Raw genomic sequence first — 16,776 nt, 5'->3', positions numbered from 1 at the left:
GCGGCGGACCCGGGGCGGCTCTAGTCGTCCTCCCGCTCCCGCTGCGCCAGATGGATCACGCACACCGCCACCGCGATCAGCAGCGCCGGGTCCGCGTCCTCGCGGACGATGTCGACGCCGTACGTGTCCCGCAGGTGCAGCCAGCGGCGGGAGATCACCGCGAGGAGTTCGCCGTCGTACTCGATGGCGAACTCGTGGTCGAGGATCTTGCCGCTGACGTCCAGCTCGGTACCGTCCACGAGCGCGACCCGGTAGTGGTTGCGCAGCAGGGACAGCCGTTTGCGCTTGATCGTGGCCAGGCCCTCGCCGTCCCGTTCGATCACCATGGTGTCGCGCAGGGCGAACATCTTCTGGTGGATGTCGACCAGGACGCGCCCGTGGGCGTCCTTCAGCTCGAAGGTGTCCCGCAGCCGCATGGCCTTGCCGTCGACGAGGAACACCTTCCGGCCGTGCTCGTCCTCGATCCAGTAGTCGTCACCGATACCGAGGAGCCGGTCGCGTACGAGGAGTCTCATGCGGATACCGTTCCCCGGCCCGGCGGGATCATCACGGAGCCGGAGGGAACGGAGCCGGAGGCAGCGGCGGGCTCCGGCCCGAAACGCCTCCGGTAGTCCGACGGGCTCAAACCCGTCTCGCGCCGCAGCCGCGCGCGCAGGTTGGCCGCCGTGCCCAGGCCGCTGCGGGCCGCCACGACGTCCAGGCGTTCCTCGCCCCGCTCGATCAGCCGGCAGGCGAGCGCGACCCGCTCCCCGGTGAGCCAGGCCAGCGGCGTCGTACCGAGCTGGGCGCGGAAGCGGCGGTGCAGGGTGGCGGGGGAGACGGCCGCGCGGGCGGCCAGGTCCGCCACCGTCAGCGGCTCGCCCAGCCGCTCCTGCGCCCAGGCCAGCAGCGGGCCGAGTGACTCGTCGGGGACCGCGGGCAGCGGACGTTCCACGAACTGCCGCTGGCCGCCGTCCCGGTGCGGGCCGAAGACGAGGCGGCGGGAGACGTGGTTGGCGATCTCGGCGCCGTGGTCGCGCCGTACGACGTGCAGGGCCAGGTCGAGCGCGGACGCGCTGCCCGACGCCGTGAGGATGTCGCCGTCGTCCACGAAGAGGACGTCCGGCTCCAGGCGCACCTCGGGGAAGCGGGTCCGGAAGGACTGCTCCCACATCCAGTGGCAGGCCGCCCGGCGCCCGTCCAGCAGCCCCGCCTCCGCGATCGTGAACGCGCCCGAGCAGAAGCCGACCAGACGGGCGCCCCGCGCGTGTGCCCGGCGTACGACGTCCAGGACGCGCTCCGCGCGCGGTACCTCGGTGTCGGGCCGGTTCGGCACGATCAGCGTGTCGGCCTCCTCGGCGGCCTCCAGTCCGGCGACCCCGGTGAGCGTGAAGAAACCGTCCCGCATCCGGGTGTGCGGCTCGGCGGCGCACAGCCGGAAGTCGTACAGCTTCCGCCCCAGTTCGGGCCTGGGCAGCCCGAAGACCTCGATGGCGCAGCTCATCTCGAACGGGTTGGAGTTCTCGTCGACGACGAGAACGACTCGGTGCGAGGATTCTTGCGGCATGTGCGATTTCTAGCACTCGTCGGGCCGGTCCGGCACCCCGGACGATGAACGCATGGAACCGATCTCCCTGGAGGCGGCCCTCGCCTCCTTCACCGACCAGTGGAGCCCGCGCATCGTCACCGCGGTCAACGACTACGACGTTCGCGTCGCCAAGGTCGAGGGCGAGCACGTCTGGCACGTCCACGACGACACGGACGAGTTCTTCCTGGTCCTCGACGGCGAACTGCACATCTCTCTCAGGGAGCCGGCCGGCGAGCGCACGGTCGTCCTCCCGAAGGGCTCGGTGTTCACCGTCCCCCGCGGTACCTGGCACAAGCCGTACGCGCCCGTGCCCACCCAGATGCTGGTCTTCGAGCCCACCGGCACCTTCTCGGTGGGCGACCGGCACGACGAGGTGCCGGACCACGTGGACGCGACCATCGGGCACGCCCTCAGCTGACCCGGCACCGGAATCCGGCGGGACGAGAGGTGTCTCGCGGGTGAACTTCCAGCTTCCGTAAGGAAGTTGCCCAACCAAGCAGGTGGGCGCCGAGTCGGACGTTGCACAAGTCGCACAGGCTCCGCACGTTCCTTTCGGAGGTCCGCCCATGTCCTCTCGTCCCGCCCGCAGCCGGGTCGTACGAGCCGTCACCCTGGCCCTCGGTACGGCCCTGGCCGCACCGCTCACCCTGGCCGGCACCGCCGGTGCCGCCACGCAGCCGGCCACCGCCTCGGTCAACCAGTATGACTGGCAGCTCACCTATAAGGCCGCCCCCGGCCAGACCAACAAGGCCACCGTCACCGCGGCGCTCACCGCGGACCGCACGGGCATCACCTACGTGATAGACGACGTCGTCCCGATCAGCGCGGGCCACGACTGCGCCTACCCCGACAGCGCGGACCACACGAAGGTCTCCTGCACGGTCACCAACGTGGACAGCCAGGACCCGTACGCCGCCCTGATCATGAACCTCGGCGACCGCAACGACACGGTCACCTACGAGAACACCACCGACCAGATCTACTACTACGCCGAGATCTCCCTCGGCGCCGGCAACGACAAGTTGACCGACAGCGGCCGCCTCGACGGCGCCTACGCCTCGGGCGACGCCGGCAACGACACCCTGACGGTGGGCGCGGAGGGCCTGGCCTGGGGCGGCGACGGCAACGACACGATCTACGCGAGCGGCGGCGACAACATCGTGCAGGGCGGCAGGGGCGACGACGTGCTGCACGGCGGCGCCGCGAGCCAGCACCTGTCCGGCGACGACGGCAACGACAAGATCTACGGCGGTTCCGCGGCCGACTCGCTGTACGGCGGCAAGGGCGACGACGTCCTGTACGGCAACAGCGGCAACGACAGGCTCTACGGCAACAGCGGGAACGACAAGCTGTACGGCGGCGCCGGCAGAGACACGCTGTCCGGCGGCCCCGGCACGGACGTGATCCGCCAGGACTGAAAGGCCTGAACCGGTTGTCCTTGGTTGTCCACAGGCGGGCTACCCACAGCCGGGTTATCCACAGGTGTCGAAGGGGGTGTCGGAGCCGGGTGGCACTCTTGGGGCCATGACCGACTCCGTACCCCGGCGACGAGCCCGCGTCCGCGCCCCCGAGCTGATCGGCAAGGGCGGCTGGCTGAACACGGGAGACAAGCAGTACACCCTGGCCGACCTGCGCGGACGCATCGTCGTCCTGGACTTCTGGACCTTCTGCTGCATCAACTGCCTGCACGTCCTGGACGAGCTGCGCGAGCTGGAGGAGAAGTACCGGGACACGGTGGTGGTCATAGGCGTGCACTCGCCGAAGTTCGTGCACGAGGCCGAGCACGCGGCGGTCGTGGACGCGGTGGAGCGGTACGGCGTGGAGCACCCGGTGCTGGACGACCCCGAGCTGGCCACCTGGAAGCAGTACGCGGTCCGGGCCTGGCCGACCCTGGTCGTCGTCGACCCCGAGGGGTACGTGGTCGCCCAGCACGCGGGTGAGGGCCATGTGCACGCCATCGAGCGGCTGGTCCAGGAGCTGGAGGCCGAGCACGAGGCGAAGGGCACCCTGCGCCGCGGCGACGGGCCGTACGTGCCGCCGGAGCCCGAGCCGACGGTGCTGCGCTTCCCCGGCAAGGCGCTGCTGCTGCCCGGCGGGACCTTCCTGGTCAGCGACACCACCCGGCACCAGCTGGTGGAGCTGGCCGAGGACGCCGAGACCGTCGTACGGCGGATCGGCAGCGGCACGCGCGGGTTCGCCGACGGCGGCCCGCAGGAGGCCTCCTTCAACGAGCCGCAGGGCCTCGCCCTGCTCGACGACGGCACCTCCGTGATCGTCGCGGACACCGTCAACCACGCCCTGCGCCGCCTGGACCTCGCGACCGGCGAGGTGACCACCCTGGCCGGCACGGGCCGGCAGTGGTGGCAGGGGTCCCCGACCTCCGGCCCGGCCCGCGAGGTCGACCTCTCCTCCCCCTGGGACGTGGCGGTCTTCGGCGGCAAGGTGTGGATCGCGATGGCGGGCGTCCACCAGCTGTGGACGTACGACCCGGCCACGCGGACCGTCGCCGTGGGGGCCGGCACCACCAACGAGGGCCTGGTCGACGGCCCTGGCGCCGAGGCCTGGTTCGCGCAGCCCTCCGGCCTCGCGGCCACCGCCGACCGGCTCTGGCTCGCCGACTCCGAGACCTCCGCCCTGCGCTGGGTCGACCTGGAGGGACACGTCCACACCGCCGTCGGCGAGGGCCTGTTCGACTTCGGCCACCGGGACGGGGCCGCCGAGCAGGCCCTGTTCCAGCACCCGCTGGGCGTCACCGCCCTCCCGGACGGCTCGGTCGCGGTCGCCGACACCTACAACCACGCCCTGCGCCGCTACGACCCCGCGACCGGTGAAGTGACCACCCTCGCCACGGATCTGCGGGAGCCCAGCGACGCCGTCCTCGTCGGCGACGACATCGTGGTCGTCGAGTCGGCCCGGCACCGCCTGACCCGCCTGCGCCTGCCGGAAGCGGCGGTCCGGGTGGTGACCGTCGCCCACCGCACCCAGCGCGCGGCCACCGAAATCGCCCCCGGCCGACTCCAGTTGGACATCATCTTCCAGGCCCCCGCAGGCCAGAAGCTGGACAAGCGCTACGGTCCCTCGACCCGACTCCTGGTCTCCTCCACCCCGCCCGAGCTGCTGCTCAAGGGCGAGGGCGCCGACACGGACCTGTCCCGCACCCTGGAGCTGAACCCGGCCGTCACGGAGGGCGTCCTGCACGTCTCCGCGATAGCCGCCAGCTGCGACGACGACCCGTCGATCGAATACCCGGCCTGCCACGTCCACCAGCAGGACTGGGGCGTCCCGGTCCGCCTCACCGAGAGCGGGGCGGACCGGCTGGCCCTCGTCCTGGCCGGGATGGACGAGCGGTAGGACCTCAGACCACGTCCACGTAGTCCTCGTACCCGGCGCTCACCAGGTGCGTGCTGTTCGGGTACAGGAGGACCGCGACCCACGTGCCGTCCTTCGACGCCGTGGTGCCCTTGCTGAACGTGCCGTCGGTGCGGGTGGTGGTGTTGCCCATGTCGTACCAGCTGGAGGAGCCCTTGGGGCGGAAGAGGATCTTCACCTTCTGGCCGGCGTAGGCCTTCCAGGCGCCCGAGGTGTAGTGCTGCAGCTTGCCCTTGTAGGTGATCGTGCGGCCCTTGCGGACCGGCTCCGGGGAGGCGTTGCCGCCGGTGATGCGGGTCGGGATGCGCTGGGCGTGCACGACCTTGCTGTACGACTCCTGCCAGTTGCGGCTGCCCTTGAAGTGCGCCCGGTAGTAGCCCTTGTAGGGCGCGTCGAAGGTGCCCTTGAACCGTGCGCCGGACTCGGGGTCGGAGTTGCCGGGGACGACGGTCTTCATCGTCTTCCAGCCGGTCTTCCCGTCGGCCGAGTACTGCAGCTCGACCTTGTTGTCCGCGTACCCGGGGACGCTGGAGCCGGTGTGCAGCATGCCCTTGGCGGTCAGCTCGGAGTACTTGTTCAGCGTCGCGGTGAAGTCGGTGAGGGACGTCTTCTCCGCGACGTACACCTTGACCTTCTGCAGCGGGCTCGTCTTCACGTACGTGCCGCTGCGGACCTGCACCTCGACCGAGCCGGACTTCGGCAGCGTCAGCTGTCCGGTGAAGCGGCCGTCGGCGCCCGTGACGGGCCGCGAGGCCACGCCGCCGAACTCGTCGGACCAGATCTCGTCCACCGTGGCTCCGGCCAGCGGCTTCCACGCCCCGCCGACGTACACCTCGGCGGTGCCGGAGACCTGCGCCGCCTTCCCCTCCTTGACGTCCAGTTCGGCGGCGTCGAGGGTGACCCGGGTGTCGGACTGGACGGGTCTGACGCTCACGTTGTCGGAGACGCTGCCCTGGTACATGGGCTCGGGTTGTGCCAGGTCCAGCCACGTGCTGACGGTGCCGCCGTACTCGTAGGTCTGCCGGTACGTCAGGGAGAAGCGGCCGTCGGCGTCCAGCGGGACCTTCTGGTACTCGCCCGTGTTGCCGGTGGAGAGGTTCACCTGGCCGTCGGGCACGGTCGTCCCGCCGGTGCGCGGGTCGGTGACCGTGTAGCGCCCCGAGACGGAGACGTCCTGGTGCTCGTAGTCCGGGTTCTGGGGCGTGACCTGGAAGTCCGTCAGATGGGCCTGGAGCCAGTAGTCGTAGCCGTTGGCGCCCTGCGTCGAGGACGTGTCCCCGTCCGCGTCGGTCACGTCGACCACGACACGGTAGGTGCCGAGGTCGGCCAGGCGCAGCGGGGTGCCGGTCTGCCATACGCCCGACTGCGCCGTGCCCGAGTTCAGGGTGAAGTCGCTGACCTCGGCGACCTCCGGGTCACCGGCGGCGGAGCCGGGCGCGTACAGGTGCGCCGTGATCGAGGTGATCGCACTGTCGGACTGGGCGGACAGGGCCACCAGGCCACTGGCCGGCGACTCGGCGCTGCCCACCCAGAACAGCTCGGGCGCGACCGCCGCGTGTGCCGCCGGGACCGGGCCGAGCAGCACGCCCGCCGCGACGGAGGCGCAGGCGAGGGCCAGGGATCTTTTTCGCACGTGTAGTCCCCCCACGAGACCGGATACGCAGATCGTTGAAGAGCGAAGCGCATCGTACGCTGCGGCAACCTTGTTTGAACAGGTTCAAAAGTAACGGTTTCGCAGGGGGAACGAGGGGTGGAACTCAGCCCTCCAGGAACGCCGTCAGCGCGTTCGCCAGCAGGAACGGGTCGTCGGCGCCGCACAGTTCGCGCACGCTGTGCATCGACAGGATCGCCACGCCGATGTCGACGGTCCGGATGCCGTGCCGGGCCGCGGTGATCGGGCCGATCGTGGTGCCGCAGGGCATCGAGTTGTTGGAGACGAAGGTCTGCACCGGCACACCCGCCTTCTCGCAGGCCGCGGCGAACACCGCCCGGCCCGAACCGTCCGTGGCATAGCGGTTGTTGACGTTGACCTTGAGGATCGGACCGCCGTTGACCCGCGGGTGGTGCGTCGGGTCGTGCCGCTCCGCGTAGTTGGGGTGGACGGCGTGGCCCGTGTCGGAGGACAGACAGACCGTGCCGGCGAAGGAGCGGGCCCGGTCCTCGTACGAGCCGCCGCGCGCGAACACCGAGCGCTCCAGCACGGTGCCGAGCAGCGGGCCGTCCGCGCCGGTGTCCGACTGCGAGCCGTTCTCCTCGTGGTCGAAGGCGGCCAGCACGGGGATGTGGGTGAGCGGGGCGCCGGAGGTCGCGGCGGCGACCAGGGCGGCCGCGCCCGCGTGCACCGACAGCAGGTTGTCCATCCGGGGACCGGCGACCAGCTCGCGGTCCCGGCCGAGATACGCGGGTGCCTCCACCGGGTGCGTCATCAGGTCCCAGCCGGCCACCGAGCCCGCCGTGAGACCCGCCTCCACCTCCAGGAAGGCGATCAGATCGCCGTCGCGCAGGTCGTCGCCGAGCCCCCACACCGGCTGCAGATGGCGCTGCTTGTCGAGCTTGAGGCCCTCCGAGGACACCGAACGGTCCAGGTGGATGGCGAGTTGGGGCACCCGCAGCAGCGGCCGGTCCACGTTGACCAGCACCGTGGTGCCGTCGCGCAGGGTCAGCCGCCCGGCCAGGCCCAGGTCCCGGTCGAGCCACGAGTTCAGCAGCGGGCCGCCGTAGATCTCCACCGCGACCTGCCGCCAGCCGTGCGCCCCCGCGTCCGGCTGCGGCTTGACCCTGAGGTTGGGCGAGTCGGTGTGTGCGCCCACGATCCGGAACGGCGTGTGCGGCTGGGCGCTTTCGGGGACGTACCAGGCGACGATCGCCCCACCGCGCAGCACGTACCTGCCGCCGATCGACCCGTCCCAGGCGTCCGTCTCGGCGACCTGACGGAAGCCCGCCTTCTCCAGCCGCTCGGCGGTGTTCGCCACGGCGTGGTACGGCGACGGGCTCGCCGCCAGAAAGGACATCAGGTCGTCGGTGTGGCCGCGGTCGAAGCGGGCTGGTGCGCTCATGGGGCTTACCTTAACGACGTGCGTGGGCCCGCCCCCGGTACGGGAGCGGGCCCACGCAGGCGATCAGTGGGTGCGGAGCGGGTCCTTCGGCAGGCTAGAACGCGGCCTCGTCCAGCTCCATCAGGTCGAGGTCGACCGTCTCCGAGACCTTGCGGGCCAGGGTGACGCCCGGCAGGACGTTGGCCGCGAAGAACTTCGCCGCCGCGATCTTGCCCGTGTAGAAGGCCTTGTCCTTCGCGGAGGCCGTCTGCAGCTTCTCGGCGGCGATGGCGGCGCCCTTGAGCAGCAGGTAGCCGACGACCACGTCACCGGAGGCCAGCAGCAGGCGGGAGGTGTTCAGGCCCACCTTGTAGATGTTCTTGACGTCCTGCTCGGTGGCCGCGAGGTCGGTCAGCATCAGGCCGACGATCGCCTCCAGCTCGATGGCTGCCTTCGCGAGGTGCTCGCGGGCGCCGGCCAGCTCCTCGCCGCCGGTGCCGAGCGCCAGGAACTTCTTGATGTCCTCGGCGAGGGAGTTCAGGGCGGCGCCCTGGTTGCGGACGATCTTCCGGAAGAAGAAGTCCTGGCCCTGGATCGCCGTGGTGCCCTCGTACAGGGTGTCGATCTTGGCATCCCGGATGTACTGCTCGATCGGGTACTCCTGCAGGAAGCCGGAGCCGCCGAAGGTCTGCAGCGACTGGGCGAGCTGCTCGTAGCCCTTCTCGGAGCCGTAGCCCTTCACGATCGGCAGGAGCAGGTCGTTGAGCGCCTCCAGCGCGGAGAAGTCCTCGCCGGCGGCCTCCTTGACCTGGATCTCGTCCTGGACCGACGCGGTGTAGAGGACCAGGGCGCGCATGCCCTCCGCGTACGCCTTCTGCGTCATCAGCGAGCGGCGCACGTCCGGGTGGTGCGTGATGGTGACCTTGGGCGCGGTCTTGTCCATGAACTGCGCGAGGTCGGGACCCTGGACGCGCTCCTTGGCGTACTCCAGCGCGTTCAGGTAGCCGGTGGACAGCGTGGAGATCGCCTTCGTGCCGACCATCATGCGGGCGAACTCGATGATGCGGAACATCTGGCGGATGCCGTCGTGCTTGTCGCCGATCAGCCAGCCCTTGGCGGGGTGCTGGTCGCCGAAGGTCATCTCGCAGGTGTTGGAGGCCTTCAGGCCCATCTTGTGCTCGACGTTCGTCGCGTACACGCCGTTGCGCTCGCCCAGCTCGCCGGTCTCGAAGTCGAAGAGGTACTTCGGGACGAGGAAGAGGGACAGGCCCTTGGTGCCCGGACCGGCACCCTCGGGACGCGCCAGCACGTAGTGGAGGATGTTCTCCTCCATGTCGTGCTCACCGGAGGTGATGAAGCGCTTCACGCCCTCGATGTGCCAGGAGCCGTCCTCCTGCTGGACCGCCTTGGTGCGGCCGGCGCCCACGTCGGAGCCCGCGTCGGGCTCGGTGAGGACCATGGTGGAGCCCCAGGTCCGCTCGACCGCGATCTTCGCGATGTGCTTCTGGACGTCGTTGCCCTCGTCGAAGAGGATGCCGGCGAACGCCGGGCCGGAGGCGTACATCCACACGGCCGGGTTCGAGCCGAGCAGCAGCTCCGCGTACGCCCAGATCAGGGAGCGCGGGGAGGTGGTGCCGCCGATCTCCTCGGGCAGGCCGAGGCGCCAGTACTCGGAGTCCATGAAGGCCTTGTAGCTCTTCTTGAAGGACGCCGGGACCGGGGCGGTGTTCGTCGCGGGGTCGAAGACCGGCGGGTTGCGGTCGGCGTCCGCGAAGGACTCGGCCAGCTCGTTCTCGGCGAGGCGGGTCAGCTCCTCGAGGACGCTCTTGGCGGTCTCCGTGTCCATCTCCTCGAACGGACCGGTGCCGTACAGCTTGTCGCGGCCGAGTACTTCGAACAGGTTGAACTCGATGTCGCGGAGATTGGACTTGTAGTGCCCCATGGTGACGGCTCCGTTTAGGACTCGGCGAGGCACTGGCTCCTCGCATCTGGTTCACGTACCAACAAGTAGCTACGATGATGCTACCCGTCGGTAATAAGACGCAAGCCTGATCCCGTCTTCTGTGACTCGTTACTCTTTGGGGCATGTACGGCTACGACCAGAACGTCGGTGCTCAGCAGCAGTACGCCGCACCCCAGCAGCCGATGTCCGGCGGCTACGGGCAGCAGCCGCCGCTGTACCCCGAGCCGTCCCCGCCCTCGCTCGCGGACGCGGTGCGCGCCTTCACCACCGGGCAGATGTCCGCCGAGGACTTCCAGCAGATCTTCGCCACGTCGAAGGTGTACTGCCCGCGCGGTGACACCCCCGGCTTCCTGGCCCTGCACAACACCCAGCAGCCGGTGATCCCGATGTTCACCTCGCTCAAGGAGCTGCGCCGGTACGCGGGCAAGGAGTCCAAGTACTTCGTGATCACCGGCGCCGAGGTGATCGACCTGCTGCCGACCGGGTACGGCTTCGTCCTGGACATGGAGGGCGAGCACCGGATGGTGTTCGACGCCAAGGCGGTCGAGCAGATGGTCGACTTCGCGATGCGCAGGATGTACGGCTAGGCGCCGTCGCCTCGGGGACGGCTGACCGCCGCCGGCGCAATGCGGTCCCTTGTTTGTCGCAGGCATGCCATAGGGTGCCCCAGGCAGCCGCGCCCCGTGTGCAACCGCTCTTCCGCGGTCGCGTCCGGGTGTCGCGCAGCGCTCTCGTCTCCCGGTGATCCCGGGGTTTTTCGTGGGGGTTCATCACTGTGCGCATGCGCAGCACTTCGGCCGCGACGGCGCTCGCGGTCCTGTTCGGCTCGGCGGCGCTGACCGCCGCATCCGCCGGGTCGGCGTCGGCCGTGACCGCCACCATCGGCTCGCCCGAGGGCATCGTCGTGAACGACACCCTCAAGCGGGTCTTCGTCGGCGACGACACGAACGACCGGATCGTCGCCTTCGACTACAACGGCAACCGCGTCGACTCGGTGAGCGGCATCGACGGCATCTTCGACCTGGCGCTCTCCGACGACGGCAGCACCCTGTACGCCGCGGCGCGGGTCAGTCACGAGATCGTGGCGCTCGACGCGGCCACCCTCGACGTCAAGGCCCGCTACCCCGTGGCCGCCACCACCGGCCCGCTGCACCTCGAGTACGCGGGCGGCAAGGTCTGGTTCACCTACGCGGCGGGCACGGAGGGCGACCTCGGCTCGGTCGACCCGGCCGCAGGGACCGACCCGGTGTCGCTCGGGCAGCTCCCGCTGGAGAACACCGGGGTCTCCGCCGCCGGGCTTCTGGACACCGACCCGTCCGCGCCCGGACTGCTGGCCATCGGCGCGAGCGACTTCTCCGACCCGTCCAAGGGCCTGATGGCCGTGGTCGACGTCTCCGGCGCCACGCCGCGGCTGGTCGCCTCACAGCAGAGCGACGTGGAGTACGTCAACGACGTCGAACTCGTGCCCGGAGCCCCGCAGGTACTGGTCGACGGCACGTTCCGGCACGCCTACGCGGACGGGAAGTTCACCGCGGCCGGCGCCTACCCGTCCGGGCACGGCGCGGACATCGCCCCGAACGGCCTGGTGGCCCAGCTCGGCGAGGGCCAGGTGGCGGTCTACCGGCCCGACGCGGCCAAGCCGATCCGCACCTACGCCGCCGACACGTCCGACCTTGCCTGGGCCCCGGACTCCTCCCGGATCTTCGCCCTCGTGTCCTCGCCCGGCGGCTACACGCTCAAGGCGCTCACCGACCCGGCGCGGAGCGTGCCGACCCTTTCGGTGAACGCCCCGGCGACGGCCGCGCGTGCCAAGCAGCTCACCGTGACGGGCAAGATCACGGCGACGGTCCCGTTCCCCACCGGCACCGAGCTGACCGTCACCCGTACCGACCTGGAGAGCCCGAGCGGCAAGACCCTCCCCTCGGTCACCGTGAAGGCGGACGGCGGCTACTCCTTCACCGACACCCCGTCGGCCGGTGGCAAGGTCACCTACAAGGTCGCCTACGCGGGCGACGCCGATCACCTGCCGGCCGGCGCCTCCGACAGCGTCGAGGTCTCCCGCGCCTCGACCTCGCTGACCTTGAACAACAACGGCAAGCTGTACAACTACGGCACCGACGTCAAGTTCAGCGCGCATCTCGGCACGACGTACAAGAACCGCTCGGTCGAGATCTGGGCCGACCCCTTCGGTGGCGACAAGCCCAAGAAGCTGATCAAGACGGGGAAGGTCGACTCCAAGGGCGACATCGCCGCGTGGGTCGACATGACCCGCGACACCACCGTCACCGCCGTCTTCAAGGGCGACTCCCGCTACAAGCCGAAGACGGTGACGTCCACGGCGTACGCCCGGGTCAGGATCTCCACCGCCGTGACCAAGCACTACAAGACGGCCAAGATCGGCTCGACGTCGTACTACTGGTTCCACAAGAACACCGACCCCCTGCTCACCACGACGATGAGCTACTACCCGGGCCGTAAGCAGCGCTTCGATCTCCAGGTCTACTACCAGGGCTCGTGGCACTCGGCGGACTCGCGGTACTTCCCGCTCGGTACGAACGGGAAGTCGGCCGTCCGGCTCGGGGCGCCCGGCGAGTCGGGCATCCGGGCCCGGATGCGCTCGGTGTACGTCAACGGCTCGTCCGGTGACTCCGTGAACTCCACGACGTACGGCTCGTGGAAGTACCTGTACTTCAGCGACTGACACAGCCGACCCACGCACCCGGCTGCCCGCGCGACATCGACGGCCCGGAGGGAATGCCCTCCGGGCCGTCGCTGTTGTGGGGTGGCAGAAAGTTCAACGCTCAACTAAAGTGGGCGCACAAGGAGGTACCGACATGCCTGCAGTGACCGTCGAGAACCCGCTGACGCTGCCCCGCGTGACCGCGCCGGCAGACGCCGTGGCCCGCCCCGTGCTGGCCGTCACGACCGCGCCGAGCGGTTTCGAGGGTGAGGGTTTCCCGGTGCGCCGGGCGTTCGCCGGGATCAACTACCGCCACCTCGACCCGTTCATCATGATGGACCAGATGGGCGAGGTGGAGTACGCGCCGGGCGAGCCCAAGGGCACCCCGTGGCACCCCCACCGGGGCTTCGAAACCGTCACGTACATCATCGACGGGATCTTCGACCACCAGGACTCCAACGGCGGTGGCGGCACCATCACCAACGGCGACACCCAGTGGATGACGGCGGGCTCGGGCCTCCTGCACATCGAGGCCCCGCCGGAGTCGCTCGTCATGTCCGGGGGCCTGTTCCACGGCCTGCAGCTGTGGGTGAACCTCCCGGCCAAGGACAAGATGATGGCCCCGCGCTACCAGGACATCCGCGGCGGCAACGTCCAACTGCTGACCACCCCCGACGGCGGCGCGCTCCTGCGCGTCATCGCGGGCGAACTGGACGGCCACCAGGGCCCCGGCATCACCCACACCCCGATCACGATGATCCACGCGACCCTCGCCCCGGGCGCCGAGATCACCCTGCCCTGGCGCGAGGACTTCAACGGCCTCGCGTACGTCCTGGCGGGGCGTGGCTCGGTCGGCACCGACCGCCGTCCGATCCACCTGGGCCAGACCGCCGTGTTCGGCGCCGGCTCCTCGCTGACCGTCCGCGCGGACGAGAAGCAGGACTCGCACACCCCGGACCTGGAGGTCGTCCTCCTCGGCGGACAGCCGATCCGTGAGCCCATGGCCCACTACGGCCCGTTCGTCATGAACACCAAGGACGAACTGATGCAGGCCTTCGAGGACTTCCAGAAGGGGCGGCTGGGGACGATCCCGGCGGTGCACGGGATGTCGGAGGGCGGCCCGCAGGGCTGACCCGACCCGGCTCCCGACCGTCGCCCGGTCCGCCACTCCGGCGGGCCGGGCGACGGCGTCAGCCGGGGTGGACGCCGGTCTCACCCGCCTGGCGTCCCGCCGCAGGACAGCCGTAGCCCCCCATGCTCCGCTGGAAGCGTGTCGTTGCTGCCCGAGCCCGTTCGCCGGCTCGCCGCCTGGTGCGTCGTTCTGCTGCTCGTCGCCGGGGTCGGGTGGGTCGGGGTGCGGCTGTGTGCGGAGTTCCGGACCGCGGTCACCCCGGTGCTGCTCGCCCTGCTCGGGGCCGCCCTGCTCGGGCCCCTGCACCGCAGGCTCGTGGCCGCGGGGGTGCAGCGGTCGCTCGCGGCCGGGGTGACCTGTGTGGCCGTCGTGACCTTCGTCGGTGGCGCCGTCTACATCGTCGTCGCCGCGCTCATCGACACCGGCGACCAGATCATCGCCTCCCTCCGGCAGGCCGCCAAGTCCGTGGCACAGCACTTCGGAGCCGCCGGGACCGGGCTCGACGACCTCGCCGCCAACTCGCGCAAGCTGCTCAGCAAGTTCGGGGGGACCGCGGCCTCCAACGTCATCAGCGGGGTCAGTGTCGTCGGCGAGAGCATCGCCATGGCCGTCCTCGCGCTGCTGCTCGTCTTCTTCTTCCTGCGCGACTCCCACCGCGTCGTCGAGACCCTGCGGGCCGTCGCGCCCGGGGGCACCGCCGACACCCTGGAGGCCATGGCGCGGCGCGCCTACGAGGCCGTCGAGGGGTTCATGCGCGGTACCACCGTCATCGCCCTCATCGACGCGACCCTCATCGGCATCGGCCTGCTGATCCTGCGCGTGCCCGGCGCGGTCGGCCTCGCCGCGCTCGTCTTCGTCACCGCCTACATCCCCTACCTCGGCGCCTTCCTCTCCGGCGCGATCTCCGTGCTGGTCGCCCTCGCCGACCGCGGCTTCGTCATCGCGCTGTGGGCGCTCGGGGTCGTGCTCGCGGTGCAGGTCCTGGAGGGGCATGTGCTCCAGCCGATGATCCAGAGCCGGACCGTGCAGATGCATCCCGCGGTGGTGATGCTGACGATCACCGCCGGCGCGTCCGTCGCGGGCATCCTCGGCATGCTCCTCGCGGTGCCCCTGACCGCCGCCGCCTTCGGCGTCGTACACGAACTTCACACGCGGTACGGCGCCCCCGCGCCGTCGGACTCGTAGAGCTCGAACCAGATGCTCTTGCCCTCACCCTGAGGGTCCACCCCCCACGCGTGCGCGAGCAGTTCGATCAGGATCAGGCCGCGGCCGGAGGAGGCCAGCTCGCCCGGGCGGCGCCGGTGCGGGAGGTCGTCGCCGGCGTCCGAGACCTCCACCCGCAGCCGGCGCCCGCCCGGCTCCCCGGTGACCTCGGCGAGCAGCAGCGAGTCGGCGTCGGTGTGGACGAGGACGTTGGTGACCATCTCGGAGACCAGCAGCACCGCGGAGTCCACCTGCTCGTCCGAGGCCCAGTCGTGCAGCAGCTCGCGCAGGTGCCGGCGGGCCTCGGCGATCCGCTCGGGCTCGTCCTGCGCCACCGACAGCAGCGTGCGCCGCACCGTCGGCCGTACGGCCGTGTCCTGAGCGGGGCGGCACAGCAGCAGGACCGCGATGTCGTCCTCGCGGCGGTCCGCCAGCGAGCCGGTGGTGTGGTGCGAGGACGGCCCGTGCACGCCCTGCACCAGCGCGTCGGCCAGCGACTCCATATCGCCCCGGTGGTCCTCCAGGATCGCGCGGATGCGCCGCCAGCCGCTCTCCATGTCGTGCCCGCCGGTCTCGATCAGACCGTCGGTGCAGATCATCATGGTCTCGCCGGGCTCCAGCGTGAACCGGGTCGTCGGGTAGTCGGCGTCCGGGTCGATGCCCAGCGGCAGCCCGCCCACGACCGGCCGCATCATCACCGTGCCGTCGGCCATCCGGATCGCCGGGTCCGGGTGCCCGGCGCGGGCGATCTCCAGCTGCCCGGTCGCCGGGTCGGCCTCCACGTACAGGCAGGTCGCGAAGCGCAGGTCGGTCATGTGCTCGTCGTGGGTGATGCCGTGCAGGAAGCGGGAGGCGCGGGTGAGCACGGCGTCCGGGCGGTGCCCCTCGGAGGCATAGGCGCGCAGCGCGATCCGCAGCTGGCCCATCAGGCCGGCCGCCCGCACGTCATGTCCCTGGACGTCCCCGATGGCCACCGCGAACCGCCCGCTCGGCAGCGGGATCATGTCGTACCAGTCGCCGCCGACCTGCAGTCCGCCCCCGGTCGGGACGTAGCGGGCGGCCACGCCCATCCCGGGGATCTCCGGGCCCAGCGAGGGCAGCATGGAGCGCTGCAGGCCCTCCGCCAGCTCCCGCTGGGAGTCGGCGGCACCGGCCCGGGACAGGGCCTGCGCGAGCATCCGGGCGACCGTGTTCAGGACGGCCCGCTCGTCGGGGGTGAAGGCCACCGGGTAGGTGAAGGCCGCCATCCAGGCGCCCATCGTGCGCCCGGCCGCCGTCAGCGGCAGGAACCCCCACGAGGACCGGCCGAACTTCTCGGCGAGCGGCCAGGTGACCGGGTAGCGCTCCTTGTACTCCGCGGGGGAGGAGAGATAGACGGCCCGGCCGGTGCGTACGACCTCGGCGGCCGGGTAGTCCGTGGCCAGCGACATATGGGAGAACGGGCCGTCGTCGCCGGGCTGGTGCCCGTGGTGGCCGATGATCGTGAGCCGGTCGCCCTCCACGCCGAACACCGCCAGCCCGTCCGGGGAGAACCCGGGCATGGACAGCCCGGCCGCGACCCGCAGCACCTCCGCGGTGGACCGCGCCTCCGCCAGCGCCCGGCCCGCGTCCAGCAGGAACGCCTCCCGGGAGCGCCGCCAGTCCCCGGTGACCGCCCTGCGGCCCGCCGGCGTGCCCGGAGTGGGCTCGGTGACCTCCTGGAGGGTGCCGATCAGCTGGTACGCGTGCCGCTCGGGGTCGTACGACGGCTTGGAACGGCTGCGTACGACGCGGACGATCCGCCCCTGCTCGTCCATGATCCGGATGCGCACCTCGGCCAGCGTGCCC

Annotated in this window: 13 protein-coding genes; 7 read left to right on the top strand and 6 right to left on the bottom strand. The window is 70.7% G+C overall.

What is annotated here, in order from left to right:
• Window positions 1-20: 20 nt before the first annotated feature.
• Window positions 21-515, bottom strand: a complete 495-nt coding sequence (locus tag BEK98_RS23040) for an LURP-one-related/scramblase family protein (RefSeq protein ID WP_094218549.1) — start codon at window positions 513-515, stop codon at window positions 21-23.
• A complete protein-coding gene (locus BEK98_RS23035; RefSeq protein WP_244201942.1) occupies window positions 512-1,546 on the bottom strand; it encodes a GlxA family transcriptional regulator in 1,035 nt (344 codons plus the stop codon). Before BEK98_RS23035 ends, BEK98_RS23040 begins: the two co-directional genes overlap by 4 nt.
• A 52-nt stretch (window positions 1,547-1,598) precedes the next feature.
• Between BEK98_RS23035 and BEK98_RS23030 the strand changes: the two genes are divergently transcribed.
• From BEK98_RS23030 to BEK98_RS23020, 3 genes are all read left to right on the top strand, one after another.
• Complete coding sequence (locus tag BEK98_RS23030; RefSeq protein ID WP_094218548.1) at window positions 1,599-1,985, top strand: cupin domain-containing protein; 387 nt, start codon at window positions 1,599-1,601, stop codon at window positions 1,983-1,985.
• Between the two features lie 148 nt (window positions 1,986-2,133).
• Window positions 2,134-2,985 carry a calcium-binding protein gene (locus BEK98_RS23025; protein WP_094218547.1) on the top strand — a complete coding sequence of 284 codons (852 nt, stop codon included), beginning with the start codon at window positions 2,134-2,136 and terminating at the stop codon, window positions 2,983-2,985.
• A 106-nt stretch (window positions 2,986-3,091) separates the two neighbouring features.
• On the top strand, window positions 3,092-4,918 hold the full coding sequence (locus BEK98_RS23020) for a thioredoxin-like domain-containing protein (RefSeq protein ID WP_094218546.1): 1,827 nt from the start codon (window positions 3,092-3,094) through the stop codon (window positions 4,916-4,918).
• Between the two features lie 4 nt (window positions 4,919-4,922).
• On the opposite strand, the gene BEK98_RS23015 is transcribed toward BEK98_RS23020, so the two are convergent.
• The 3 genes from BEK98_RS23015 to BEK98_RS23005 all read right to left on the bottom strand — a co-directional run bounded on the left by BEK98_RS23015 (window position 4,923) and on the right by BEK98_RS23005 (window position 9,913).
• On the bottom strand, window positions 4,923-6,569 hold the full coding sequence (locus BEK98_RS23015; RefSeq protein WP_094218545.1) for a hypothetical protein: 1,647 nt from the start codon (window positions 6,567-6,569) through the stop codon (window positions 4,923-4,925).
• 124 nt (window positions 6,570-6,693) lie between these two features.
• The gene (locus BEK98_RS23010) at window positions 6,694-7,992 is read right to left on the bottom strand and encodes a M18 family aminopeptidase (RefSeq protein ID WP_094218544.1); all 1,299 of its coding nucleotides are present in this window, start codon (window positions 7,990-7,992) and stop codon (window positions 6,694-6,696) included.
• Between the two features lie 94 nt (window positions 7,993-8,086).
• Window positions 8,087-9,913, bottom strand: a complete 1,827-nt coding sequence (locus BEK98_RS23005) for an acyl-CoA dehydrogenase (RefSeq protein WP_094218543.1) — start codon at window positions 9,911-9,913, stop codon at window positions 8,087-8,089.
• Window positions 9,914-10,056: 143 nt separating this feature from the next.
• Between BEK98_RS23005 and BEK98_RS23000 the strand changes: the two genes are divergently transcribed.
• From BEK98_RS23000 to BEK98_RS22985, 4 genes are all read left to right on the top strand, one after another.
• Window positions 10,057-10,521, top strand: a complete 465-nt coding sequence (locus BEK98_RS23000; protein WP_094218542.1) for an SseB family protein — start codon at window positions 10,057-10,059, stop codon at window positions 10,519-10,521.
• Between the two features lie 194 nt (window positions 10,522-10,715).
• Entirely contained in the window at window positions 10,716-12,635 is a 1,920-nt protein-coding gene (locus tag BEK98_RS22995; RefSeq protein ID WP_208643199.1) for a YncE family protein, read from the top strand.
• Window positions 12,636-12,768: 133 nt separating this feature from the next.
• Window positions 12,769-13,746, top strand: a complete 978-nt coding sequence (locus BEK98_RS22990; protein ID WP_094218540.1) for a pirin family protein — start codon at window positions 12,769-12,771, stop codon at window positions 13,744-13,746.
• Between the two features lie 138 nt (window positions 13,747-13,884).
• Complete coding sequence (locus tag BEK98_RS22985; RefSeq protein WP_094218539.1) at window positions 13,885-14,931, top strand: AI-2E family transporter; 1,047 nt, start codon at window positions 13,885-13,887, stop codon at window positions 14,929-14,931.
• Here the strand turns inward: BEK98_RS22985 and BEK98_RS22980 are convergent.
• Window positions 14,892-16,776, bottom strand: a 1,885-nt coding sequence (locus BEK98_RS22980) for an ATP-binding SpoIIE family protein phosphatase (protein ID WP_094218538.1), incomplete at its 5' end; no start/stop codon positions are given. The genes BEK98_RS22985 and BEK98_RS22980 overlap by 40 nt on opposite strands.

The sequence above is a fragment of the Streptomyces diastatochromogenes genome, assembly GCF_002242805.1.
GTDB classification, from domain to species: domain Bacteria; phylum Actinomycetota; class Actinomycetes; order Streptomycetales; family Streptomycetaceae; genus Streptomyces; species Streptomyces diastatochromogenes.
Note: the sequence above shows the minus strand (reverse complement) of the source record. Positions and strands in the feature narration are given on the sequence as shown.